The organism is Rhizobium chutanense (assembly GCF_002531935.1).
Taxonomy (GTDB): domain Bacteria; phylum Pseudomonadota; class Alphaproteobacteria; order Rhizobiales; family Rhizobiaceae; genus Rhizobium; species Rhizobium chutanense.
Genome location: NZ_NWSV01000039.1, coordinates 1 through 24,211 on the forward strand (window position 1 = coordinate 1; position 24,211 = coordinate 24,211).

The 24,211-nt window shown below is 63.0% G+C and carries 19 protein-coding genes; 6 read left to right on the plus strand and 13 right to left on the minus strand.

Features of this window, described 5'->3' with window-relative positions:
• Nucleotides 1-677 precede the first annotated feature (677 nt).
• Entirely contained in the window at nt 678-920 is a 243-nt protein-coding gene (locus tag CO666_RS30825) for a DUF982 domain-containing protein (RefSeq protein WP_097615761.1), read from the plus strand.
• Between the two features lie 267 nt (nt 921-1,187).
• On the opposite strand, the gene CO666_RS30830 is transcribed toward CO666_RS30825, so the two are convergent.
• Complete coding sequence (locus tag CO666_RS30830; protein ID WP_097615787.1) at nt 1,188-1,451, minus strand: hypothetical protein; 264 nt, start codon at nt 1,449-1,451, stop codon at nt 1,188-1,190.
• Between the two features lie 219 nt (nt 1,452-1,670).
• Here CO666_RS30830 and CO666_RS30835 point away from each other — a divergent pair, with 219 nt between their 5' ends.
• Nucleotides 1,671-1,949, plus strand: a complete 279-nt coding sequence (locus tag CO666_RS30835; protein ID WP_425352445.1) for a hypothetical protein — start codon at nt 1,671-1,673, stop codon at nt 1,947-1,949.
• Between the two features lie 101 nt (nt 1,950-2,050).
• The gene (locus CO666_RS30840) at nt 2,051-4,111 is read left to right on the plus strand and encodes an ATP-dependent helicase (protein ID WP_097615762.1); all 2,061 of its coding nucleotides are present in this window, start codon (nt 2,051-2,053) and stop codon (nt 4,109-4,111) included.
• Nucleotides 4,112-4,123: 12 nt separating this feature from the next.
• Here CO666_RS30840 and CO666_RS30845 read toward each other — a convergent pair whose 3' ends face one another.
• The 5 genes from CO666_RS30845 to mscL all read right to left on the minus strand — a co-directional run bounded on the left by CO666_RS30845 (nt 4,124) and on the right by mscL (nt 10,765).
• Nucleotides 4,124-5,188, minus strand: a complete 1,065-nt coding sequence (locus CO666_RS30845) for an enoyl-CoA hydratase/isomerase family protein (protein WP_097615763.1) — start codon at nt 5,186-5,188, stop codon at nt 4,124-4,126.
• A gap of 71 nt (nt 5,189-5,259) precedes the next feature.
• Entirely contained in the window at nt 5,260-7,218 is a 1,959-nt protein-coding gene (locus CO666_RS30850) for a putative bifunctional diguanylate cyclase/phosphodiesterase (RefSeq protein ID WP_097615764.1), read from the minus strand.
• A 109-nt stretch (nt 7,219-7,327) separates the two neighbouring features.
• The gene (galE, locus tag CO666_RS30855; protein ID WP_097615765.1) at nt 7,328-8,362 is read right to left on the minus strand and encodes a UDP-glucose 4-epimerase GalE; all 1,035 of its coding nucleotides are present in this window, start codon (nt 8,360-8,362) and stop codon (nt 7,328-7,330) included.
• Nucleotides 8,363-8,788: 426 nt separating this feature from the next.
• Entirely contained in the window at nt 8,789-9,955 is a 1,167-nt protein-coding gene (locus CO666_RS30860; protein WP_097615766.1) for a pyridoxal phosphate-dependent aminotransferase, read from the minus strand.
• Between the two features lie 372 nt (nt 9,956-10,327).
• Entirely contained in the window at nt 10,328-10,765 is a 438-nt protein-coding gene (gene mscL, locus CO666_RS30870; RefSeq protein ID WP_097615789.1) for a large conductance mechanosensitive channel protein MscL, read from the minus strand.
• Nucleotides 10,766-10,984: 219 nt separating this feature from the next.
• On the opposite strand from mscL, the gene CO666_RS30875 reads away from it, so the two are divergent.
• Nucleotides 10,985-14,488, plus strand: coding sequence for a PAS domain-containing hybrid sensor histidine kinase/response regulator (locus CO666_RS30875; RefSeq protein WP_097615767.1), 3,504 nt, complete (start codon nt 10,985-10,987; stop codon nt 14,486-14,488).
• A 2-nt stretch (nt 14,489-14,490) separates the two neighbouring features.
• On the opposite strand, the gene CO666_RS30880 is transcribed toward CO666_RS30875, so the two are convergent.
• On the minus strand, nt 14,491-15,048 hold the full coding sequence (locus CO666_RS30880) for a TetR/AcrR family transcriptional regulator (protein WP_097615790.1): 558 nt from the start codon (nt 15,046-15,048) through the stop codon (nt 14,491-14,493).
• 131 nt (nt 15,049-15,179) lie between these two features.
• Between CO666_RS30880 and CO666_RS30885 the strand changes: the two genes are divergently transcribed.
• On the plus strand, nt 15,180-16,382 hold the full coding sequence (locus CO666_RS30885) for an MFS transporter (RefSeq protein ID WP_097615768.1): 1,203 nt from the start codon (nt 15,180-15,182) through the stop codon (nt 16,380-16,382).
• 15 nt (nt 16,383-16,397) lie between these two features.
• Here the strand turns inward: CO666_RS30885 and CO666_RS30890 are convergent, their stop codons facing one another.
• A complete protein-coding gene (locus CO666_RS30890; RefSeq protein ID WP_097615769.1) occupies nt 16,398-16,841 on the minus strand; it encodes a YybH family protein in 444 nt (147 codons plus the stop codon).
• A 116-nt stretch (nt 16,842-16,957) separates the two neighbouring features.
• On the minus strand, nt 16,958-17,362 hold the full coding sequence (locus tag CO666_RS30895; protein ID WP_097615770.1) for a GFA family protein: 405 nt from the start codon (nt 17,360-17,362) through the stop codon (nt 16,958-16,960).
• Between the two features lie 58 nt (nt 17,363-17,420).
• Here CO666_RS30895 and CO666_RS30900 point away from each other — a divergent pair, with 58 nt between their 5' ends.
• Nucleotides 17,421-17,921 (plus strand): MarR family winged helix-turn-helix transcriptional regulator, encoded by a 501-nt coding sequence (locus tag CO666_RS30900; protein WP_097615771.1) that lies wholly within the window; start codon nt 17,421-17,423, stop codon nt 17,919-17,921.
• A gap of 176 nt (nt 17,922-18,097) precedes the next feature.
• Here the strand turns inward: CO666_RS30900 and CO666_RS30905 are convergent, their stop codons facing one another.
• From CO666_RS30905 to CO666_RS30920, 4 genes are all read right to left on the minus strand, one after another.
• Nucleotides 18,098-18,307 carry a cold-shock protein gene (locus CO666_RS30905; protein WP_010064266.1) on the minus strand — a complete coding sequence of 70 codons (210 nt, stop codon included), beginning with the start codon at nt 18,305-18,307 and terminating at the stop codon, nt 18,098-18,100.
• Between the two features lie 326 nt (nt 18,308-18,633).
• Entirely contained in the window at nt 18,634-20,850 is a 2,217-nt protein-coding gene (locus tag CO666_RS30910; protein ID WP_097615772.1) for a 3-hydroxyacyl-CoA dehydrogenase NAD-binding domain-containing protein, read from the minus strand.
• 70 nt (nt 20,851-20,920) lie between these two features.
• Nucleotides 20,921-22,129 (minus strand): acetyl-CoA C-acetyltransferase, encoded by a 1,209-nt coding sequence (locus tag CO666_RS30915; protein WP_097615773.1) that lies wholly within the window; start codon nt 22,127-22,129, stop codon nt 20,921-20,923.
• A gap of 100 nt (nt 22,130-22,229) precedes the next feature.
• On the minus strand, nt 22,230-24,026 hold the full coding sequence (locus tag CO666_RS30920) for an acyl-CoA dehydrogenase C-terminal domain-containing protein (protein ID WP_097615774.1): 1,797 nt from the start codon (nt 24,024-24,026) through the stop codon (nt 22,230-22,232).
• Nucleotides 24,027-24,211 lie beyond the last annotated feature (185 nt).

Below are 24,211 nucleotides of genomic sequence, written 5' to 3' on the forward strand. Positions count from 1 at the left end.
AGCCCTCCCTCCGACGCACTATGACTTGTCAACCTTCAACCCGGTTCATTCTGTCAGGGATCAGCCCGGGCTGTACCTGTGAAAGACCCCTCCCCAACCCCTCCCCACAAGGGGGAGGGACTAAGCCGGAGCGTCCGCCTCGACCCACTCGAAACGTCGCGGATATGGAAAACGGGTGCGGCAGGTTAAGCCCCTCCCCCTTGTGTGGAGGGGTTGGGGAGGGGTCTTTCCTGGGTTCAATCACGCATGAACCGGACTGCCATGCTTTTAAACCCGCATATATTCCCGCTGCATTCTCAGACGACCTCATTGGAAAGGCGCACAAGGAAAGCCTCTTCAGCGGCCCTCTCCGCGCCGTGGGCGAAAACCGGCATAACCAGCGCCCCGGACAGAAAAGCAACCTGGATCAATTTTCGCTCTAAACCCATGTCGAACCCTCAGCTTTCCGAGCACGGTAGACTTGGCGGGGCGCCGGCGCCATACAACTTATTTGCGATAGATAAAATTCCTCTTGGCCTGCGTGCGTGCGCAAGCTGACATTTCGCCTCATCGGCAACCAACGATTCACCATTGTTGACCGCAAAAATCACGCTAGAATGCCTGCTATGCCAGCGTCTCCGTGGAGGAATGCGGAAGCGCTGCACTTTGTTTCTGTCGACAATCGTGGAGGAGCATCGATGGCAACTGAAAAATGGACCAGCCCGGTGACGGTCGGTTTCGAAGGCGCCAGCGCGCGAACGGTCAATGGTCCGTTCGATGCGCTGAAGTGCCTGGCGGATTTCTGGCCGAACGCGCGCGGGCTGCGTTACATCAAGGCCCGCAGCACCTGCCGGGCGGCGCTCGACGGGCGCAAGAGCGTGGAAGAGGCGAGAGCCGAATTCCTGGCGGCGGCCGAAGAGGCAAAGCTGAAGCTGCATTAGCGCGCCAGGCGTCCGACGCGACGCGAAAGCACGCTCCGCCACGTTGAACTCCTTCGGTCGGCATTTCCGTAAATGGAGCGTGCCGGAACGGTGCAACGCTTTAATTTCTTTAACCCTGGATCGAAGCTGTGTCGGGTTCTGGTGCAACGGGCGTTGCGCCTGATGCAACTGTCTTCATAGAAGATGCCCAGCCATCATGATGATGGTCAGAGGCTCGTCACCTCTGCGACAACGCAGGCGAGCCTCGTTCGAGCAAGCCGGATTGGCTCAGCAGGCAGTACCTGCCTCACTCTCCACCTCGATATAACCGACGCCGATGATCGTGCCATCGCCCGCGCGGATGAAGGACGGCAGGTAATGCGGCTCTGCCGGTTCGCAGGCGGCCCTCCCGGTATATTCGTTGAGGGCGATCTGATCCTTCGGCAGCGCCGAATAATTCGCGCCGGTTTCGAGCGCGCCATAGGCAGAGCCGGCAAAGACACAGCAAGCCGATATCAAGGTCGTTGCCGAGAGGCGAAGAAGCAACCGCATGATGGTCTCCAGCGTTTCGATCCGGCATTTCAACACGCGGGAGGACAGTTGGTTCCGTCAGGCCCGCGACAGGCGACCGCGCAGATAAGCTCGGCCGACGATGCTCTCGGCGATCCCGACGGCGCCCTCGACATCGCCGCACATGTCGTTGCGGGCGGAGCCGGCAGCCCTTGGCGAAAGACGCCGCGATTTCCATATCTGACTGCAGTCGAAAGAGGGATGACGACGATGAAAGCGCTTCTGCCCGCCGCCGTGTTGACCGGGGTTTTGCTCGCCGGCTGCTCTTCGGCCGATAGCCCGGCGCTGGACCCCATTCCCGGCAGCATCACCTATGGCGGCCAGCCGCGGACGAAGCTCACCAAATCGCCGGTCGGCAGCGCCGTCCATCACCAATTCTACAACGGGACGGGCCAGCGGGTGGAGGAAACCTATATTCTTCAGCCGGATCGCAGCCTGAAACTGGTGCGGCGTGTCATCGGCCCGGATTTCCCCGATTGAGGTTTCGCGCTACAGCGCTTGACAGAGGCTGAAATCGCGAACATTCAAGGAACATCTAATCTTTCCCCAGTGATTCTGCGGGAGCCCGACCGGACGGCTGGATGTACCTCGAAAAACTCAATCCCCAGCAGCGCATGGCCGTCGAACACGGCACGCTCACCGACGGCAGCCATATTGCCGGGCCGCTGTTGGTCATTGCCGGCGCCGGCTCCGGCAAGACCAATACGCTGGCGCATCGGGTCGCGCATCTGATCGTCAAGGGCGCCGATCCCCGCCGCATCCTGCTGATGACCTTCTCGCGCCGGGCGGCCGCCGAGATGGCGCGCCGCGTCGAGCGCATCTGCCGGGATGTTCTCGGCACCAATGCCGGCATCATGGCGGATGCGCTGTCCTGGTCTGGCACCTTTCACGGCATCGGCGCGCGGCTGCTGCGCGATTACGCGCAGCAGATCGGCCTCGATCCGGATTTCACCATCCACGACCGCGAAGACAGCGCCGACCTGATGAACCTCATCCGGCACGATCTCGGTTTCTCCAAGACCGAGAGCCGGTTTCCGGCCAAAGGCACCTGTCTTGCCATTTATTCCCGGGCGGTGAATTCGGAAACGGCGCTCGATGAGGTGCTGCGCGACGCCTTTCCCTGGTGCGCGACCTGGGAGAAACAGCTGCGCGAACTTTTCGCCTGTTATGTCGAGGCCAAGCAGGCGCAGAACGTGCTCGATTACGACGATCTGCTGCTCTATTGGGCGCAGATGGTCGGCGAGAGCGTGATTGCCGAGGATATCGGGAGCCGCTTCGACCATGTGCTGGTCGACGAATATCAGGACACCAACCGGCTGCAGGCCTCGATCCTGATGGCGCTGAAGCCGCAGGGCCAGGGGCTGACCGTCGTCGGCGACGATGCGCAGTCGATCTATTCCTTCCGCGCGGCGACGGTGCGCAACATCCTCGATTTCCCCGGCGCCTTCAGCCCGGCCGCCGATATCGTCACGCTCGACCGCAATTATCGCTCGACGCAGCCGATCCTCACCGCCGCCAACGCCGTCATCGATCTCGCCTCGGAGCGTTTCACCAAGAACCTGTGGACCGAGCGGCAATCATCCGAGCGGCCGCGCCTGGTTTCGGTGCGCGACGAGGCCGAGCAGGCGCGTTACGTCGCCGACAAGGTGCTCGACAATCGCGAAGAAGGTCTCAAGCTCAAGCAGCAGGCCGTGCTGTTCCGCGCCTCGCATCACAGCGGGCCGCTGGAGGTCGAATTGACCCGGCGCAACATTCCCTTCGTCAAATTCGGCGGACTGAAATTTCTCGACAGCGCCCATGTCAAGGACATGCTGGCCGCGCTGCGTTTCGCCCAGAACCCGCGCGACCGGGTGGCGGGCTTCCGGCTGATGCAGATCCTGCCGGGCGTCGGGCCGTCGACGGCGCAGAAGGCGCTCGATCTGATGGCCGAGGATGCGAGCCCGATATCGGCACTGGCCGAAATGCCGGCGCCACCGCGCTCCGGCGAGGACTGGACCGATTTCGTTGCCATGCTGCAGGAGCTGAAATCCGGCAAGGCCGGCTGGCCGGCGGAAATCGGGTTGGCGCGGCAATGGTACGGCCCGCATCTGGAACGGCTGCATGAGGATGCGGCCACGCGGCAGGCCGATCTCTTACAGCTCGAACAGATCGCCGGCGGTTATGCCTCGCGCGAACGTTTCCTCACCGAGCTCACCCTCGATCCGCCGGATGCGACCAGCGACCAGGCCGGCGTGCCGCTGCTCGACGAGGATTATCTCATCCTTTCGACGATCCATTCCGCCAAGGGCCAGGAATGGACCAGGGTCTTCATGCTGAATGTCGTCGACGGCTGCATTCCGAGCGATCTCGCCGTCGGCGCCACCGCCGAAATCGAGGAGGAACGCCGGCTGCTCTATGTCGCGATGACGCGGGCGAGAGACGGCCTCGATCTCGTGGTGCCGCAACGCTTCTTCACCTATGGGCAGAATTCGCAGGGCGACCGGCACGTCTATGCCTCACGCAGCCGCTTCATCCCGGCAACGCTTCTGCAGTTCTTCGAGGCCTGCAGCTGGCCGCAGGTGAAATCGGATGCCGCCGCTCACGCGCAGGCGCGGCAGGTGCGCATCGATGTCGGCGCCCGCATGCGCGGCATGTGGCGATAACCGGTTACAGGATCAGAGCGAAAGCGGCGGTTCGACCGGTTTCAGGAAGCGCTCGACGGTTGCGGCCTCGACAGCCTCGACAGAGGCCGGCGACCATTTCGGATTGCGGTCCTTATCGATGACGGCGGCGCGGATGCCTTCGAAGAAATCGGGATTATCCAGCATCTGCAGGCAGGCGCCGAGTTCACGGCCGAGGCATTCGGCAAGCGAACCGCTGCGGCGGCCGGCCCGGAGCAGCCGCAGCGCGAGCTTCAGGCTGGTCGGCGAACGGGTCGACAGTACCCGGCGCGTCTCGGCGGCAAAGTCGCCCTCTTCGCCTGCCAGCGCTGCCAGGATCTCTTCGACCGTGTCGAAACGAAAGGCGCGATCGATCATCGCCGCATTCTGCCTGAGCCGGCTTTCTGCCGGAGGTTCGGAAAGGCCCTGCAACAGGGTATCAAGATCGCTCGACGAACTGCCGCGTGGCAGGCCCGAGAGAACATCGATCACCGCGCCAAGCCGCGGCGACGCGATCTGAAGGTCGGCAAGCCCGGCGTGAATCGCGTCGGCGGCGCCGATATCCAGCCCCGTCAGGCCGAGCCATGTTCCGGCTTCGCCGGGGGCGCGCGGCAGCAGCCAGGTGGCGCCGATATCGGGGATATAGCCGATGCCGGTTTCCGGCATGGCGAGCCGCGTGCGCTCGGTAACGATGCGGTGGCGGCCGTGTGACGACAGGCCGACGCCGCCGCCCATGGTGATGCCGTCCATCAGCGCGACATAGGGTTTGGGATAGGATGCGATCTGATGGTTGAGGCGGAATTCCTCGCGCCAGAAGGTTGCCGCGAGATCATCGCCGGCGCGGGCGCTCTCGTGCAGGGCGCGGATGTCGCCGCCGGCGCAGAAGCCGCGTTCGCCCTCCCCCGATATGACGACGCTCGCCACCTCGGGATCACCGGCAAAGACGTGCAGCGCCTCGGCGATCGCACGGATCATCGGCAACGTCAGGCTGTTCAGCGCCCGCGGCCGGTTGAGCCGGATCACGCCCGCAGTCCCCCGCCGTTCAATGATGACTTCGCCCGAGCGTTCGCCGTCCTGCATGCTTCACCTCCTCCGTTGCGACTTAGGAATAGCCGAGGACGAGGCAGCGCTCCAGTCGATTTAAGCTCGGTTCAGGCAGACAGGGAATTGCGGGCGGCGACCGCCGCTTCGCAGCGGGCGGCATAATCGATGGCAAGTTCCAGCGGCAGCGGCCGCGAGAAATGATAGCCCTGCGCCAGGCGAACGCCCATCGCCTTCAACCCTTCAGCGATCTCTTCGCTTTCGACGCCTTCGGCGACGGAGGCAATGCCGAGATTCTGGCAGAGATTGGCGACCGAGCGGGTAATGTTCATGCAACGGGCGTCGCGATCGAGATTCATCACGAAGGCCTTGTCGATCTTCAGCTTGTCGAAGCCGAGACGGTGGATATGGCTGAGGCTGGAATAGCCGGTGCCGAAATCGTCGAGCGCGATCGAGATGCCGGCGGCGCGCAGCATCGATATCACCTGGTCGGCGGTGTCGAAATCGGAGAGCAGCGCCGTCTCGGTGATCTCGAATTCGATGCGCCTGGGATCGATGCCGGAGCGGGTGATCATGGCGAGCAGCGCCATCGAGGTCTCGTGGTCGCAGATATCGCGCGCCGAGAGATTGAAGGACAGCCTGAGATGTTTCGGGATGATCGCCAGCGCTTCGAGCGCCTTGGCAAAGAGGATGCGCGTCATGCGGCCGATGACGGCGGTGCGCTCTGCAGCCGGAATGAAGGCTTCCGGGCTGATGCGGCCGAAGCGGGCGCTGTCCCAACGGGCGAGTGCCTCGTAACCGACGACGTGGCCGCTCTTCAATTCGACGATCGGCTGATAATCGAGTTTCAATTCCCTGGCGAAATCGCCCGCCTGCAGCTCGAGTTCGATCAGATAGCGCTGCGTCAGGATCTTCTCATGCTCGGCTGAGAAGAATTCGACGCCGCTGCTGCGCTTGCTCTTGACCTGGTAGAGGGCGAAATCGGCTTTTTCATAGAGATCTTCGGCGGTGTATTCGCCGGCGTCGGGATAGACGATGCCGCAGGAACCGAAAACGCGCACCGAACCGTCGGGGATTTCGTAAGGATCGCGGACGGCGGCGCAAAGCGCCTGGCCGAGATCGGCGATTGCCTGGCGTGTCATCGAACAGGGGAAGATGATGCCGAACTCATCGCCGCCGAGACGGGAGACGACGCCCTCTTCGCCGACCAGCGCAGTGAAACGGCGGGCGGTCTCCTTGAGCACGAGATCGCCGGCGGCATGGCCGAAGACGTCGTTGACGGGCTTGAAGCCGTCGAGATCGAGAATGCCGATGACGGGTGGCCGAGACGGCTGCTTCTGCAGCCGCTGTTCCAGCGAGAGAAAGAAACTGCGGCGGTTGGCAAGGCCGGTCAGCTGGTCATGCAGGGCGTTGCGGCTGTTAACGAGGTTCAGCTCTTCGGCTTCCGCCCGTTTCTGCTTCAGCTCCTCGGTCAATCGCACAAGGCCGACGAAGTTCTGGAAATAGCTGTCGATCACCCGGAGAAAGGGCAGGATCAGGAAAAGACCGCTGACGGCGGTCGCGACGAAAACCGGATTGCCCGAGAACATGAAGGTTACGACCATGGCCGAGAAGGTGATGATCGTGGTGAGCACCGCCGCCAACGGCAGATGCATCAGGCAGAAGATGCAGGAAATCCCGGTCACGACCAGGAAATAGGCGATCTGGCCCTGCTGGTAGGCATCGCCATAGCGGTAAAGCGCGATCGCCCAGCCACCGAAAGCAACGCACAGGATGCAGGCGCCCGCTATGGTAACCTTCATCAGCCGGTAGGCCCGCTCGGCGGTCATGTCTTTGCCTCTGGCCTCCCACCAGCAGAGTCGGAAAATACAGACGATGCTCAAGCCGACCGGAATATAACAGGAGAGCCAGAGGGGCGCGGATTGGAGATGGGTGACCGCCACCGCAAGGGCATTGATGATCAAGAGAACATAGAGAATGGGGATCTGCGACGACAGGGCCTGGAACTGCGCCGTCAGAAAGGTCGGATTGTCTTTTTGCAGCCTCAACGAGGCTAGAAAGTTCCTCATCTTCTCTTGCTTCCGTTGGCCGGGGCCAGGCGATGCTCGATTTTTCCCTATTCGCTTGATGTCATGCAGGTCCCGCAGGCACGGGAATGGTCGACGGGCTGGCAGCGCTCTAAAAAGATGCGGCGGCGAGTGCCCGGTGGATGCTGTTGAGGTCGTCGACGTTTCTGTTCGCCAGGAAGAGTTCCCAATCGAGCGAGCTCTGGACGATGGTTTCCAGCGAATCGTGCCGCGGCTTCCAGCCGAGCACCTGCCTTGCGAGCGAAGCGTCGGCGACGACACTTGCCGAATCGCCGGCGCGGCGCGGCGCCATGTGGATCTTGAAGGAATGGCCGTGCAGGCGTGTGACCATGTTCAGCACGTCGAGGACGGAATAGCCGCTGCCATAACCGCAATTGGCGACGAGCGAACCCTTGTCCCTGCGCAGGTGCTGCAGCGCTTTCAGATGGGCCTCGACAAGGTCGGTGACATGAATGTAGTCGCGCACGCCGGTGCCGTCATGGGTGGGATAGTCGATACCGTAGACGCTGACGCTGTCGCGCCTGCCGAGCGCGGCCTCGCAGGCAACCTTGATCAGGTGGGTGGCGCCTGAGGTCGACTGGCCGGCACGGTGGTCGGGATCGGCGCCGGCGACGTTGAAGTAGCGAAGCGCGACATAGTTGAAATCATAGGCGGCGGCGGCATCGCGCAGCATGAATTCGGTCATCAGCTTCGACTGGCCGTAAGGATTTTCCGGATTGAGGGCAGCCGTCTCCTTCACCGGCAGGTCGCTCTTCTGCTGACCATAAACGGCCGCCGTCGAGGAGAAGACGAAGTTGCGGATACCGGCCTTGATCGAGGAGCTCAGCAGCGCCCGGGTCTTGCCTGAGTTGTTGTCATAATAGGAGAGCGGATCGGCAACCGAGACCGGGACGACGGCGGAACCGGCGAAATGGATGATCGCCTCGATGTCGTTTTCGATGAAGATCTTCTTCAATATATCGGGATCGGCGACGTCGCCGAGATAGAAACGCGCCGCCGGCGCCACGGCCCAGCGAAAACCGGTGGAGAGGCAGTCGAGCACGACCACATCCTCGCCCGCATCGAGCAGCGCCCAAACCATGTGACTGCCGATATATCCGGCGCCGCCCGTCACCAAAACCGCCATGTCCCGCATCCCTGCTTTTGTTTTATAGCAGGGGCATCAGGCCCGGTTTTTCTTTCCAATTTTGTTATCGAACGGCCGTTCTAACGCCTTTGAACCGGTATGTTTGGACTTGTGGTTAGAGGTCGATTTCGGGCTTTGCTCAAGTTTTATCGATCCGGCGATTCCGGCACGAAATCGAGGCATTGTGCCCATCCAAGACCCCTCCCCAACCCCTCCCCACAAGGGGGAGGGGCTTAACCTGCCGCACCGGTTTTCCCTATCTGCGACGTTTCGAGTGGAACGAGGCGAGCGCTCCGGCTTAGTCCCTCCCCCTTGTGGGGAGGGGTTGGGGAGGGGTCTTTCACACAGCCGGAAGGGGCAGCCCTCGGCGATCTCCCACGGAAATAGCCATAACTTCCTCTCCTTTCCGCAGCAGGCCGATCGCCGTCAGAGCTTGAGGAAATAGTCGCAAAGCCGTTCGGCTGCGACCGCCACCTGGGCCGGGTCGCGCAGGAAACAGGCGCGCAGGAAGAGTTCGCCGCCGGCGCCGAACGCGGTTCCGGGAGCAAGGCCGACGCCCGTCTTGTCGACGATATCGATGGCGGCGCGGCGGCTGTCGGTGACGCCGTCGATCTTCAGGAAGGCGTATAGAGCGCCGTCCGGCTTCAGCGTCTCGACGCGGTTGGTGGCAACAAGCGCATCGCAGAGAATATCGCGGGAGCGGGCCGCCTTGGCGATATTGGCGCGCACGAAATCGTCGCCCTGATCCAGCGCGGCGACAGCGCCCTTCTGCATGAACTGCGCCACGCCCGATGTCGAATATTGCACGAGGTTTTCCAGCACCTGGCCCATCTCAGGGGGTGCGACGATCCAGCCGACGCGCCAGCCGGTCATCGACCAGTTCTTCGAGAAGGAATTGACGAAGATGATCTTGTCGTCAGGCTCCATCACGTCGAGGAAGGAGGGCGCCCGGCCGCCTGGAAAATAATAGAGGGCGTAGATCTCATCGGCCATGATCCAGAGGTCGTGCTTGCGGGCGAGCGCCAGGAGATCGGCCAGATCCTTCTTCGTTGCCGTCCAGCCGGTCGGGTTCGACGGCGTGTTGATGAACAGGCCCCTGGTCTTTTCCGTGATGGCGGCTTCGATGCGGTTGAGATCGACCACCCATTTGCCGCCTTCGAACTGCAGCTCGACACCGACCGAACGGGCGCCTGCGATCTCGAGGGCGGCGGCGATATTCGGCCAGGCGGGGGTGAGATAGACGAATTCGTCACCCGGCGAGGTCAAGGCCTGAACGCTGATCTGGATCGCCTGCATGCCGGAACCGGTGACATAGAAATGCTCGACCGGAAGCCGGAGCCCGAAATGTCTGCTGTAATAATCCGAAAGCGCCCGGCGAAGCTCGGGAATGCCGCGCTGCCAGGTGTAGAAGGTCTCGCCTGAAGCCAGCGCATCCATCGCCGCCCGGCTGATGAAATCAGGCGTCGGCAGATCGCCTTCACCGACCCAGAGCGGCAGCAGGCCTTCGCGGCCACGGGCATAATTGACGACTTCGACGATCCCGCTTTCGGGCGCCGCCATGGCGCGCGGGCTGAGGCTTTTCACGATCGACATGCATATCTCCGGTTTCCGCCTTCATAGCGGATTTGCACCGGCAAATCCCATGATAACAAGTGATGGCACATCGATTTTGGTGATGAATGAACCGGAGCTGCCCCATCCGCCTGCCGGCACCGTCCTTCGGACCCCCGTATACGGGGAGAAGGGGATATACCGCCCCTCTCTGTCCCCCTTCCGCCTTTGCAAAAGGCCCCTCCCCAACCCCTCCCCACAAGGGGGAGGGACTAACCCGGAGCGTCCGCCTCGTTCCACTCGAAACGTCGCAGATAGGGAAAACGGGTGCGGCAGGTTAAGCCCCTCCCCCTTGTGGGGAGGGGTTGGGGAGGGGTCCGGAACGGTACTCGCAGCACGAGGCTCCAGCTCGGATCAAGCCGTCGGGCGTTTGGCCAGCAGGTCGCGGATCTCGGTCAGCAGCTGCACGTCGGCGGGCGGCGGCGGTAGCTCTTCCGGTGCGGCCTTTTCCTTGCGCTCGACCTGGGCCCGCAGGGTGTTCACACCCTTGACCATCAGGAAGATGATCCAGGCGAGAATGAGGAAGTTGATGAGAACCGTCAGGAAGCTGCCATAGGCAAACACCGCTCCCTGGGCACGGGCGGCGGCCAGCGTCGGCGCGTTGACGGCCGACGAGAGTGGGAGGAAGTAATTGGAAAAATCGAAACCGCCGAAAATGGCGCCGACGATCGGCATGATCAGGTCGTCGACCAAAGATTTGACGATGCCGCCGAAGGCGCCGCCGATGATGACGCCGACGGCAAGATCCATGACATTGCCGCGGGCGATAAAGGCCTTGAACTCATTGAGCATCGGATCCGTCTCCCTCTGATGCAGTTCAACGATATGCAATTGTTTTTATTAGCACCATCTTCACTGCAATTAATCAATCGCCAATCGCAATTATTTCGCCATACTCCGTTGGGTTCTTTGACTTAAGGCCTAGACGGCCGGGAATTTTCAAAGCCCCTGAAATAACTTAAGCTGATCCTGTTGCGGGAGGTCCCGGCGGTTTCCGCCGGCGGAGGGTCAATGCTTCCAGGCTGGGTCATATTCGCGTCTGCCTTCGGCTATCTGCTCCTGCTTTTCGCCGTGGCAAGCTATGGCGACCACAAGACCCGCAGCCCGGGCGCACTCGGCGGCGGATGGCCCGTCGTCTATGCGCTGAGCCTGGCGATCTACTGCACCTCCTGGACCTATTTCGGCAGCGTCGGGCTTGCCGCGCAGCGCGGGTTGGAATTTGCCGGCATCTATATCGGCCCGATCCTGGTCTTCACGCTCGGCATGCCGCTGCTTCGCCGCATCATCGAGCTCGCCAAGGCGGAGAAGCTCACCTCGGTCGCCGATTTCGTCGCGGCGCGCTACGGCAAGAACCCGACGGTCGCGACGATCGTTGCGCTGATCTCGCTGATCGGCACCATCCCCTATATCGCGCTGCAGCTGAAAGCGATCTCCAGCACCGTCAGCGCCATGGTCAACCCCTCCGATTACGGCATCGGCAGCGGCAATCTCTATTTCCTCGACCTGCCGCTCCTCGCAACCCTGGTGCTTGCCTGCTTCGCCGTCATGTTCGGCACGCGGCACACGGATGCGACGGAACACCAGGACGGCCTGATCCTCGCCGTCTCGATGGAATCCGTCGTCAAGCTCGTCGCCTTCCTGACGGCCGGCGTCTGTGTCATCTGGTTTCTCTTCGACGGCCCGGCCGATCTCTGGCAGAAGACCGTCGACAACGCGCTCGTCATGTCGGCGCTGAATTACCATACGCCGATCAGCCGCTGGATCACGCTGATCCTGCTGTCGGCCTTCGCGATCATCCTGCTGCCGCGGCAATTCCATGTGACCGTCGTCGAAAACCGGACGCCGAAGCAGCTGAAACTGGCGGGCTTCCTGTTTCCCACCTATCTCGTCGCCATCAATCTCTTCGTGCTGCCGGTGGCGATCGGCGGGCTCTTGACCTTCGGCGGCAGCGGCAATGCCGATTTCTACATGCTGTCGCTGCCGCTTGCCGGCCAGATGCCTCTGGTGTCGCTGATCACCTTCATCGGCGGCTTCTCCGCCGCCACCGCGATGGTCATCGTCGATTCCGTGGCGCTGTCGATCATGGTGTCGAACGACATCATCATGCCGATCTTCTTGCGACGCAAACTCGCCGGTCGCGCCAGCCAGCGCGACAATTTCGCCAAGACGCTGCTCAATATCCGCCGCAGCGCCATCTTCGCCGTGCTGCTGTTCGGCTACGCCTATTACCGCTCGACCGACAGCACCGCCGGCCTTGCCTCGATCGGCCTGCTTTCCTTTGCCGCGATCGCGCAAATCGCCCCTGCCCTCATCTGCGGGCTGATCTGGCGCCGGGCGAATGCACGCGGCGCGATCCTCGGGCTCACCTCCGGCTTCGTCATCTGGATCTATCTGCTGTTCCTGCCCTCACTCGGCGGTCCCGATTATTCGCATGTGGCAAGCGCCGTGCTCGGCTTCATCTTTCCCGGAACGACGCTGTTTGCCGCGCCCGATGCCGATCCGCTGGTCAATGCCACCGTCATGAGCCTGCTCGTCAACACCGCCTTCTTCATCGTCGGCTCGCTCACCCGCAATGCCAGGCCGCTCGAGCGCATCCAGGCCGGCATCTTCGTCAAACGGCATTCGCGCTCGCAATTTGCCACGCGCGGCTGGAAGACCCGCATCAGCGTCGGCGATCTCAAGGCGGCGATCTCGCGTTATCTCGGCGAAGAGCGGATGCAGCGTTCGTTCACCACCTACGAACAAAGCTCCGGCCGCAAGCTGGAGGACGAGCAGCCGGCCGACATGGCGCTGATCCATTTCAGCGAACAATTGCTCGGCAGCGCCATCGGCTCGTCTTCGGCAAGGCTGGTGCTGTCCCTGATCCTGCAGAAGATCGAGGATGCCTCATCCGACACCGCCTGGCTGCTCGACCAGGCAAGCGAGGCGCTGCAATATAACCAGGACATGCTGCAGACGGCGCTGTCGCAGATGGACCAGGGCATCGCCGTCTTCGACAGCTCCAACCGGCTGACGATCTGGAACCGACGCTTCCGGCAATTGCTGGATCTGCCGGAAAGTGCCGGCCAGGTCGGTTTTCCCCTGTCCGAGATCGTCACCACGCTCAGCCAGCGCGGCGACATCGCGCCCGGCGATCTCAGCCAGACGGTGCGGCATTTCCTGACGCTCGACAAACCCTTTTCGCTGGTGCTCGGCGGCGGCGAGCGGATCATCGAGGTGCGCTCCAACGCCATGCCGGACAAGGGTATCGTCGCCACCTTCACCGATATCACCCAGCGCGTCAGCGCCGACCAGGCGCTGAAGCAGGCAAACGAGACGCTGGAACAGCGCGTCGCCGAACGCACGGCGGAGCTCACCCGCGTCAACCGCGAACTCGGCGAGGCACGCGCCGCCGCCGACGAGGCGAATATCGGCAAGACCCGCTTTTTCGCTGCCGCCGGCCACGACATCCTGCAGCCGCTGAATGCCGCCCGGCTCTATTCCTCGGCACTGGTCGAGCGCATGGCACAATCCGATAACAGCCCGATCGTGCGCAACATCGATTCCGCCCTGGAATCGGTCGAAACCATTCTCGGCGCCGTGCTCGACATATCGAGGCTCGATACCGGCGCGATGCGGCCGCGGCTTGCCTCCGTCGCACTTTCCGATCTGCTGGAGCGGATCGAGACCGATTTTGCGCCGATTGCGCGCGAAAAACAGCTGAAGCTGGTGGTCATGCCGACATCGCTCAGGGTCCGCTCCGACCCCAACCTTCTGCGCCGGCTGGTGCAGAACCTGGTTTCCAACGCGATCAAATACACGATCACCGGCAAGGTTCTGGTGGGCGCACGGCGGCGCGGCAACCAGGTGATCATCCAGGTGATCGATTCCGGCATCGGCATTCCGCCGTCGAAGTTCCGCACCGTGTTCAAGGAATTCGCCCGGCTGGACGAAGGCGCCAAAACCGCCTCCGGCCTCGGGCTCGGCCTTTCGATCGTCGACCGAATCGCCCGCGTGCTCAACCATCCGGTCGAGCTGCAGTCGACGCATGGCAAGGGCACCGAATTTCGCATCGCCATGCCGCTCGACGTCTCGCGCCCGGCCGAGGCCGCCCCCGCCACCGTTCCGGCCGACCGGGTGGGGCAGCCGCTCAAGGGGTTGAAGATCCTCTGCATCGACAACGAGCCGAAGATCCTCGAAGGCATGCGGCTCTTGCTCAGCGGCTGGGGTTGCGAGGTCACGGCACTGGATTGCCTCGCCGACGTGATATCGAGCGACGGCCGTGACGGGCCGCCGGATCTCGCCATCGCCGACTATCATCTCGACGACGGAACCGGCATTGCCGCGATCCTGCATCTGCGCCGGCAGTTCGGCGCCGATATCCCGGCCCTGATGATCACCGCCGACCGCACGCCTGAGGTGCGCAGCGAGGCCGAGCGGCACGATATCGCCGTTCAGCACAAACCGGTGCGGCCGGCGGCGCTGCGCGCCTATATCACCCAGATATCCGGCCTGAAGCGCGCAGCCGCAGAGTAAATTCAGCCCGCTGTGTTCATGACGCGGGCGACCAGATCGCGCACCCGTGATGCCTCCGGCACGTCGCCGAACAGGATGCGGTACATGATCGGCGCCACGAGCTGATCCATGACGAGATCGACATCCGGAAAGGCCCCGCCGCGGGCCTTTGCCCTGTCGGCGATGACGACGATCTGCTGGCGGGTATATTCGCAGCATTTGCAGGCATTGGCGCCCGCCTGCGCCGCCAGCACGTCGCGGATCATCTCGCGGCCCGGGCCGGAAGACATTTCCTCGGCATATTGCTCGGCCCAGGCTTGAAGATCGGCCTGGCCGCTGCCGGCATCGACCGGCTGCATATCCGGGCGCAGCCGCTCGACGGCGACATCGGCAAGAAGCGCCTGCAGGTCGCCCCAGCGGCGATAGATGGTCGACGGCGTCACACCCGCTCTGGCGGCGATCAGCGGGATGGTCACCTCGGCGCGGCTCATTTCGGCCAGCTGCTCTCGCACCGCCTTGTGCACCGATGCCTGGACCCTGGCGCTTCTGCCGCCCGGACGGGGATTCTCTTTCACTGCCATGCCTGCAACCCGATCCCCATCCCGATAGTTCAAAATCTTTGACAGAACCATAAACGCAAACAATTTGCTTTTATGGTGCACCTACATTACATGGAGCTAACGCAACGACTTAGCTTTAAGAGGGCTTATATATGCTCGCCGCAGCCAAATCCAGAGAGAATGCGCCGCGCCCCTCGATCGGCTTTCATGCGCTGACGCTCGCCACCTTCTTCGGCGCTTCCGCAGCGCCGACGCCGCTCTACCGGATCTACCAGGAGAACTTCGCGCTTTCGCCGGTGCTGATCACCGTGGTCTTCGCCGTCTATGCCTTCGCGCTGCTCGCAGCGCTGCTGACGGCCGGTTCGATCTCCGATCATCTCGGCCGCAAGCCGGTGATCTTTTTCGCCCTGGTGCTCGAAATCGTCGCCATGGCGCTCTTCGTCGCCGCCAGCGGCCCCGGCTGGCTGATCGCGGCGCGGATCGTGCAGGGTATTGCAACGGGGATCGCCGGCGCTTCGCTCGGCGCCGCGCTCGTCGATGTCGACCGGGCCAAGGGGCAGATCGTCAATTCGATCGCGCCGCTTTGCGGCATGGCGGTGGGCGCGGTCGGCACCAGTGCGCTGATCCAATATGCCCCGTTCCCAATGCATCTGATCTATGCGCTGCTGCTCGCCGTCTTCGCGGTGCAGGCGGCCGGCATCTGGCTGACGCGCGAGACCGGCGGCAGGCGGCCGGGCGCGCTCGGCTCGCTGATGCCGCGCGTCACCGTTCCGCCGCAGGTGAAGCGGCCGCTGTCGCTGGTGACGCCGATCAACATCGCCAACTGGACGCTCGCCGGCTTCTATCTCTCGCTGGTCCCGTCGCTGGTCGCCGGCACGACCGGCAGCGCCGCGCCGCTGACCGGCGGAGCCGTTGTGACCGCGCTGATGGCGAGCGGGGCGATCACCGTCTATCTCAGGCGCGCCAAGAGCGCCGCGGCCAATCTCGGCTTCGGCGTGTCGGCCAAGACGCTGGGCATCCTGACGGTCGTTGCCGGCGTGCATCTTGCCAATGTGCCGCTGCTCATCATCGGCACGGTGTTCACCGGCGCCGGTTTCGGCACCAATTTCCTCGGCTCGATCGGCACCATCATGCCGCTTGCCAAGCCGGACGAGCGGGCCGGGCTGCTTGCCGCCTTCTACGTCCAGAGCTATCTCGCCTTCAGCCTGCCGGCGATCCTTGCGGGGTTCCTGGCGAAATCGGCCGGTTACGCCCTGACGACGGATATCTATGCAACGGCAATCCTGCTGTTGATGGGTGCCGGGATCATGGCGGTGCGCGCCGGCCGCCGGAAGGCGGCGGAGAATACCGCCTGATATCGGAAGGCACGGTCACGGCTTCAGATCGAGCAGCGCGCGGCCGCTGCCATCCATGGCGAAAGGCACCGAGGCGTGCTGGTGAGCGACCAGCCAGCGGCCATCCCGCTTGACGAGGCCCAGCGTCTGGCGGAACCAGAGATCGACTTCGGCGCCATCGGTCTTGGTGCCGGTCATGCGGGTCAGGCCGCTCCAGAAGGCGACATCCTCGCCGACCGTCAGCTTGGCATCGCGCACCTCGCCGCCGATCGGGCCTTCCCAGGTGTCGAACCAGGCCTGCAGGCCCGGCTCGTCCTTGCCGTAATAGACGAGCGGCGGCGCCAGCGAAAATTCGATCGCATCCTCGGCCTCATAGGAAAGCGCCTCCTCGGCGTTCTTTTCCCCCAGCGCCTTGGCGCGCATCATCAGCATGGCGATGACCGCCTCTTCCTCGATCCTGGCCTTCGCTTCGTCTTTCACTTCCGTTCTCCTTCTCCGTGATGGACCGAGGACGAACGGGATGACGACGATCCGACAAGGATGCTTCCGTTTGCGCAACTCCGGCAAAACTGCTGCGCAATTTTGCCGGAGTTGCCTCAGAGGTAACTCGTCACTTCAGGTTCGTTCCACCAGGCATCATGCCTGCCGTCGTAATAACGGACCGGCAGGGCCGCCAGTTCCTCGGGGCTGATATCATCGAGGCAGGCGATGTTGATCGAGACATAGGCGCCGCCGATCGCCTCGACATAACCGTCGCCAAAGGCCGGCACGCCGCAGGTGCGGCAGAAGCGGTGATGGCCGCTCATCGTGTTGAACTGGTAGTCAGCCGTTTCCGCCGGGTCGCACATCAGCCGGAAATCCTCCGGCTTGACGTTGGCGCCCCAGTAGCGCCGCTTGGCGCAGATCGAACAATTGCAGCGGCCGGTGCCTTCTGCGAGGTCCATGTCCACTTCGTAGTGCACTTTGCCGCAATGGCAGCTTCCCTTGTAGGTCTTCTTCATGAGGTCCTCCTCCTTGGCCGTTGCGCCGGCCACCAAGATATGACAATATGTTGTCATTATGGATGAGATACAAAATCGACAACATGTTGTCAAACAAAATCGACCGGAGCGGACGATGGAGGGGAATGCCTTTTCCGCGTTCGCGATCACGGCGCTTCGCCTCGCCGGCCATCTGACGGCGGCCGGCGACCAGCTGGCCAAGCCCGCGGGACAGACAAGCGCGCGCTGGCAGGTGCTGGCGGCGGCACGGCGCGGCGATATGTCGGTGGCGCAGATTGCCCGCGCCCTCGGCCTCGCCCGCCAGGGGGTGCAGCGGCTAACCGACGTGCTGGAGGGCGAAGAGCTGATCGCCTATGCCGACAACCCGCAGCACCAGCGCGCCAAGCTGGTGCGGCTGACGGCGGAGGGGGCCGCGCGGCTCGGGGTTATCGAGGCGGCGCAGGCCGGGTGGGCGGATGGGCTGGGTGCTGCGTTCACGTCGGCCGAACTCGATGCGGCGCGGGCGGTGATGGCGCGGGTGATGGAGATGCTGGAGGGTGGTGAGACGGCTGGAGGTTGAGCGGCTTGGCTTCCGATGCCCGGCTGCCCCAGCTATCGGGCACACCACCCAGGAACAAAAAAAGGCCGGGCTAACCCGACCTTCCCTGCCATCTCGACGGACCGTGCCAGTACATCCGTGGTCACGATCCGGAGATGATATTCAGCCCGCGCGTTCAGAAGGACGCGCTGAAAGGCTCAGGCCGCCTGGAGGCGGTCTGCCGACATCTTGCCGGACTTGTTGTCGCGGACGAGCTCGTAGGACAGTTTCTGGCCATCCTTGAGATCGCGCATGCCAGCGCGTTCAACGGCGGAGATGTGGACGAAAACGTCGGCTGCGCCGTCATCCGGCTGAATGAAGCCGTAGCCCTTGGTTGCGTTGAACCACTTTACGGTACCAGTGCTCATGACGATATCCCTTTCGAATCGCTCATAGAAGATTGCAGCCCGGACAAAGGTACGAGCCGCGATGAAAACCGATTTTGGAGGAAGTTCGCCAGGAACGACGCAAGCGCCGTTTCAAAGTTCATCTAGCAAGATCGATGCTTGAACGTTTAATCGGGAATTGTGTCCGTGACAAGGCGTCGGCAGGGAAAATTAGCATTCGTGCGGGCTGAGGGAAATCAGAAGACTCTTCGACGTCGTGCCGTGTTCACTCCCCTGCCCGGCAGGGCGGCGGGGGTGCCACGGCACGACGGCAAAGATGCCCCGTAAACCAAGACCGCGAAAACGGCCTAAGCCGCCTGCCCGACCTTCACATAGGGATCGAACCGCCCATAAAAGGTCTCGCCCTTGGCCGCCATATCCTTCAGCAGCGGCGTCGGCTCGAAGTGTTTTCCGTAAGCCTCAGCTAACTTTTCAGCCAGTTCCACGAAAGCCTTCACCCCCATGCCGTCAATATAGGAGAGCGCCCCGCCGGTATAGGGCGCGAAGCCGAAGCCGAGGATCGAGCCGACATCGGCCTCGCGCGGATCGGTGACGATGCCTTCCTCGACGGTGCGGGCGGCTTCGAGTGCGATGGTGACGAGGAAGCGCTGCTTCAGCACGGCGACATCGACCTCATCCGCCTTCTTCTGCGGGTAGAAGCTCTTGAGATCGGGCCAGAGCGACTTCTTCGCCGGCTTCGGCGGATAATCATAGAAGCCCTTGGCATTCTTGCGGCCGAAGCGGCCCTCCTTTTCGACCATGCGGGAGATCAGCTCCATATGCCGGGGGTCGGTGGCCTTTTCGCCGAGATCGGCGACCGTCGCCTTGAGGATCTTCAGCGACAGATCGATCGCCACCTCGTCATTCAAAGCCAGCGGCCCCACCGGCATGCCGGCCATCTTGGCGGCATTTTCGATCATGACCGGCGGTACGCCCTCGATCAGCATGTCGTAGCTTTCCGACATGTAGCGCAGCACGCAGCGATTGACGAAGAAGCCGCGGGTGTCGTTGACGACGATGGGCGTCTTCTTGATCGCCGCGACATAATCGAGCGCGACGGCCAGCGCCTTGTCGCCGGTTTCGCTTCCGAGGATCACCTCGGTCAGCATCATCTTCTCGACAGGCGAGAAGAAATGGATGCCGATGAAATCGGCCGGGCGTCTGGAATTCTTCGCCAGACCCGAGATCGGCAGGGTCGAGGTATTGGAGGCAAAGATCGCGCCTTCCGGCAGCACGGCTTCGACCGCCTCGATAACCGCCTTCTTCACCTCGCGATCCTCGAACACCGCCTCGATGACGAGGTCTGTTTTGGCAAGGGCGGCATAATCGGCCGAGGGCGTGATGCGCGACAGCAGCGCCGCCGCCTCGTCCTGCGTCAGACGTCCCTTACCGACAGAATCCTTGACTAGGCCTTCGGACACGGCCTTGCCCTTGGTCGCCGCCTCGATGTCGCGGTCGATCAGCGTCACGGGAATGCCGGCGGCGGCGGTGACATAGGCGATCGAAGCGCCCATGAAGCCGGCGCCGACGACGCCGACATGTTTCAGCTCGGTCTTCGGGATGCCTGCCGGGCGCCGCGCACCCTTGCCGAGTTCCTGCATGGAAATGAACAGCGAACGGATCATCGAGAAGGCCTCGCGGCTCTGCAGCACCTCGGTAAAATAACGCTGCTCGATCTTCAGACCCGTGTCGAACGGCACCTGCAGGCCTTCATAGACACATTGCAGGATGGCGAGCGCTGCCGGATAATTGCCCGATGTCTCCCGGCGCAGGATCGCCGGCGCCGCCGGCCAGAGCTGGGCGGAGGCAGGCGTCCAGATGCCGCCGCCGGGCGCCTTGAAGCCCTTCTCGTCCCAGGGCGCGACCGGCTTCAGGCCATCCTTGATCATCTGCTTGGCGGCGGGGATCAGCCGATCCGGCTCGACCACCTGATGCACGAGGTTCATCGCCTTGGCGCGGGAGCCGGTCAGCGACTGGCCAGTCGTCATCATCTGCAGCGCATCCTGTGCATTGGCAAGGCGCGGCACGCGCTGGGTGCCGCCGGCGCCGGGGAAGATGCCGACCTTGACCTCGGGCAGCGCGATCTTGACGCTCTTGGCATTGGAGGCGACGCGGCCGTGGCAGGCGAGCGACAGTTCGAAAGCGCCGCCCATGCAGGTGCCGTTGATCGCCGATACCCAGGGCTTGCCGGAGGTTTCCAGCTTGCGGAACAGGCCGGACATGCGGCCGACCAGACCGAAGAGGGTCTGCACCGCCTTTTCCGGGCTCTTTGCCTTCTCCTCCTGATAGGAGCTGAACATCGACTTGATCATCGACAGATCGGCGCCGCCGGAGAAGGAGGATTTGCCTGATGTGAAGACGACGCCCTTGATCGCGGCGTCGGCAGTGGTCGCATCGATGATGGCATCGAGTTCGGCCATCACCTCTGATGTGAAGACGTTCATCGACTTGCCGGGCATGTCCCAGGTGATAAGAGCGATGCCGTCGGCGTCGGTTTCGAGCGTGAAATTGATGTAGGTGCTCATCTTGGGAATTCCTCTCCCTGAATTTTCTTGCCGTGAAGCTCCTCCCCAAAAGGGGAGGGTTCAGATCCCGTCAAACGCGTTCGATAACCGTTGCCGTGCCCATGCCGGCGCCGATGCAGAGCGTCACCAGCGCGGTGTTGAGGTCGCGGCGTTCAAGCTCGTCCAGCACCGTGCCGAGGATCATCGCGCCGGTGGCGCCGAGCGGATGGCCCATGGCGATGGCGCCGCCATTGACGTTGATCCTGTCGTGGCCGATGTCGAAGGCTTGCATGTAGCGCAGCACGACGGCGGCGAAGGCTTCGTTCAGCTCGAAGAGGTCGATATCGGCTAGGCGCATGCCGGTGCGTTTCAACAGCTTCTCGGTGACATCGACCGGGCCGGTCAGCATCAGGGCCGGATCGGAGCCGATATTGGCGAAGGCCTTGATGCGGGCGCGCGGCTTGAGCCCCATGCTTTCACCGCCGGCCTTGGAGCCGAGCAGGACGACGCCGGCGCCATCGACGATGCCGGAGGAATTGCCGGCATGATGGACGTAGTTGATGCGCTCGATCTCCGGATGGGCCTGGATGCCGACGGCCTCGAAGCCGCCCATCTCGCCGGGCATCTGGAAGGACGGATTGAGCGAGGCAAGCGCCTGCATGTCGGTGCCGGGGCGCATATGCTCGTCCGTTGCCAGGATCGTCAGGCCGTTCTGGTCCTTGACCGGGACGACCGACTTGTCGAACCAGCCGTTTTCCCAGGCATGGGCGGCGCGCTTCTGGCTCTCGACCGCATAGGCGTCGACATCGGTCCTGTTGAAACCGTATTTGGTGGCGATGAGATCGGCCGAGACGCCCTGCGGCATGAAATAGGCCGGGAAATTCACCGAGGGGTCCATGAACCAGGCGCCGCCGGACATGCCCAAGCCGACGCGCGACATGCTTTCGACGCCGCCCGCGATGACGATGTCGTCGGCGCCTTGGGCGATCTTGCCGGCGCCGAAATTGACGGCATCGAGGCCGGAGGCGCAGAAACGGGAGATCTGCATGCCGGGCGCCCGGGTGGAATAACCGGCTTCGAAGGCGGCAGCCTTGGGAATGACCGCGCCGGCATCCATGACCGGATCGACGCAGCCCATGATGATGTCGTCGACGGTTTTGGTGTCGAGCCCGTTGCGGTCGCGGATCGCTTCCAGCGTCTTGGCCGCCAGGCGGACGGAGGGCACCTCATGCAGGGCGCCATCCTTCTTGCCGCGGCCGCGCGGCGTGCGGACGTGATCGTAAATGAAAACCTCGGTCATTTCCTCATCTCCCTGGCGGCAATCTATCTTGCCTCAAATCTTGGAAGGAGGGGGAAAGACCCCTCCCCAGCCCTCCCCACAAGGGGGAGGGAGAAACGGCTCAAAACGCCTCGGCGGCCAGCTCCATCATCGTGTCGGCGCCGGTCTCGATGCGGGCCTTGCGCAGTGCCGTTTCCGGCATGATGCGCTCCATGAAGAACCTCGCCGTGATCAGCTTGTTCTTCAGGTAATCCTCGCGGGCGGCATCGCCCGATGCAAGCCCGTCCTCGGCGGCTTTGGCCATCTTTGCCCACATATAGCCGAGAACGACGAGGCCGAAGAGGTGCATGTAGTCGGTCGAGCCGGCGCCGGCATTGTCGGGCTTGGCCATGGCGTTCTGCATGAACCACATGGTCGCGCCCTGGACGTCGTTCAAGCCCTTCTTCAGATGCTTGGTGAAGAAGGAGAGCTTCTCGTTGCCGCGGTTCTCCTCGCAGAAATCGCCGATCTCCTTGAAAAGGGCCATGGCGGCGCGGCCGCCGTTCAAGGCGAGCTTGCGGCCGACGAGATCGAGCGCCTGAATGCCGTTGGCGCCTTCATAGATCATGGCGATGCGGGCATCGCGGACATACTGGCTCATGCCGTGTTCTTCGATATAGCCGTGGCCGCCGAAGACCTGCTGGGCCATGACGGCATGATCGAAGCCCTTGTCGGTCATCACGCCCTTGAGGATGGGGGTGACGAGGCCGAGAATATCGTCGGCCGTCTGGCGCTCCTTCTCGTCGGCGGACCGGTGGGCGATATCGGACTTCAGCGCGGTCCAGAGCAGGAAGGCGCGGCCGGCCTCGTTGAAGGCGCGGATGGTCATCAGCGTGCGGCGGATATCGGGATGCACGATGATCGGATCGGCCTTCTTGTCCGGCGCCTTGACGCCGGACAGCGAGCGCCCCTGGATGCGGTCGCGGGCGTAGGCGGCGGCGTTCTGATAGGCGACCTCGGAAATGGCGATGCCCTGCAGGCCGACCATCAGGCGGGCCTCGTTCATCATCACGAACATGGCGTTGAGGCCGCGGTTTTCCGCGCCGATCAGGTAACCGGTCGCCTCGTCGTAATTCATCACGCAGGTGGCGTTGGCGTGAATGCCCATCTTGTGTTCGATCGCACCGCAGGAGACGGCGTTGCGGGCGCCGAGCGCACCGTCCTCGCCGACCAGGAATTTCGGAACGATGAACAGCGAAATTCCCTTGGTGCCCTCGGGCGCACCTTCGATGCGGGCGAGCACCAGATGGACGATATTGTCGGCCAGGTCGTGTTCGCCGGCCGAGATGAAAATCTTCTGGCCCGAGATCCTGTAGCTGCCGTCGGCCTGCGGCACCGCCTTGGTGCGCAGCATGCCGAGATCGGTGCCGCAATGCGGCTCGGTCAGGTTCATGGTGCCGGACCAGGCGCCGTCGACCATCTTCGGCAGATAGGTGCTCTTCTGCTCGTCCGTGCCGTGAACGAGGATTGCGGCGATCGCCCCTTGCGTCAGGCCGGGATACATCATCAGCGACATGTTGGCGGCAGAGGTATATTCGCCGACGGCGGTGTGCAGCGTGTAGGGAAGCCCCTGGCCGCCGAATTCCTCCGGCACCGCAAGGCCGATCCAGCCGCCTTCGCGATAGGCCTTATAGGCTTCCTTGAAGCCCTTCGGGGTCGAGACGCTGGCATCGTCGTGGCGCGTGCAGCCTTGCTGATCGCCGGAATAATTCAGCGGGAAGAGCGCTTCCTCGGCCACCTTGGCCGCCTCGCCGAGGATCGCTTCGATCAGATCGGGTGTCGCATCGGCAAAACCGGGAAGATTGTTGTAGCGTTCGAGGCCCAGCACGTCGTTCAGGACGAAGAGCGTATCGTTTACCGGGGCCTTGTAGACTGGCATCTTGCGAATTCCTCCCATTCGGTTGACCGGACCGCGCCGGCCTCGGGCACTGTCTTACAAAATATTGACGTTTGCGTAAACGTCAAAATCTGCAGCCTTGCCCGCTTTTTACGAAAAAATTTCAAACGGCGAATCTGCCGGTCGTGAAGCACGCGAAAGGCACGAGGCATCATCTCCCCTTCCTT

Bases quoted from the DNA above. Each gene is read 5' to 3' on its own strand.
- CO666_RS30825 (WP_097615761.1), top strand. From the start codon at position 678: ATGGCAACTGAAAAATGGACCAGCCCGGTGACGGTCGGTTTCGAAGGC.
- CO666_RS30830 (WP_097615787.1), bottom strand. From the start codon at position 1,451: ATGCGGTTGCTTCTTCGCCTCTCGGCAACGACCTTGATATCGGCTTGC.
- CO666_RS30835 (WP_425352445.1), top strand. From the start codon at position 1,671: ATGACGACGATGAAAGCGCTTCTGCCCGCCGCCGTGTTGACCGGGGTT.
- CO666_RS30840 (WP_097615762.1), top strand. From the start codon at position 2,051: ATGTACCTCGAAAAACTCAATCCCCAGCAGCGCATGGCCGTCGAACAC.
- CO666_RS30845 (WP_097615763.1), bottom strand. From the start codon at position 5,188: ATGCAGGACGGCGAACGCTCGGGCGAAGTCATCATTGAACGGCGGGGG.
- CO666_RS30850 (WP_097615764.1), bottom strand. From the start codon at position 7,218: ATGAGGAACTTTCTAGCCTCGTTGAGGCTGCAAAAAGACAATCCGACC.
- galE (WP_097615765.1), bottom strand. From the start codon at position 8,362: ATGGCGGTTTTGGTGACGGGCGGCGCCGGATATATCGGCAGTCACATG.
- CO666_RS30860 (WP_097615766.1), bottom strand. From the start codon at position 9,955: ATGTCGATCGTGAAAAGCCTCAGCCCGCGCGCCATGGCGGCGCCCGAA.
- mscL (WP_097615789.1), bottom strand. From the start codon at position 10,765: ATGCTCAATGAGTTCAAGGCCTTTATCGCCCGCGGCAATGTCATGGAT.
- CO666_RS30875 (WP_097615767.1), top strand. From the start codon at position 10,985: ATGCTTCCAGGCTGGGTCATATTCGCGTCTGCCTTCGGCTATCTGCTC.
- CO666_RS30880 (WP_097615790.1), bottom strand. From the start codon at position 15,048: ATGGCAGTGAAAGAGAATCCCCGTCCGGGCGGCAGAAGCGCCAGGGTC.
- CO666_RS30885 (WP_097615768.1), top strand. From the start codon at position 15,180: ATGCTCGCCGCAGCCAAATCCAGAGAGAATGCGCCGCGCCCCTCGATC.
- CO666_RS30895 (WP_097615770.1), bottom strand. From the start codon at position 17,362: ATGAAGAAGACCTACAAGGGAAGCTGCCATTGCGGCAAAGTGCACTAC.
- CO666_RS30900 (WP_097615771.1), top strand. From the start codon at position 17,421: ATGGATGAGATACAAAATCGACAACATGTTGTCAAACAAAATCGACCG.
- CO666_RS30905 (WP_010064266.1), bottom strand. From the start codon at position 18,307: ATGAGCACTGGTACCGTAAAGTGGTTCAACGCAACCAAGGGCTACGGC.
- CO666_RS30910 (WP_097615772.1), bottom strand. From the start codon at position 20,850: ATGAGCACCTACATCAATTTCACGCTCGAAACCGACGCCGACGGCATC.
- CO666_RS30915 (WP_097615773.1), bottom strand. From the start codon at position 22,129: ATGACCGAGGTTTTCATTTACGATCACGTCCGCACGCCGCGCGGCCGC.
- CO666_RS30920 (WP_097615774.1), bottom strand. From the start codon at position 24,026: ATGCCAGTCTACAAGGCCCCGGTAAACGATACGCTCTTCGTCCTGAAC.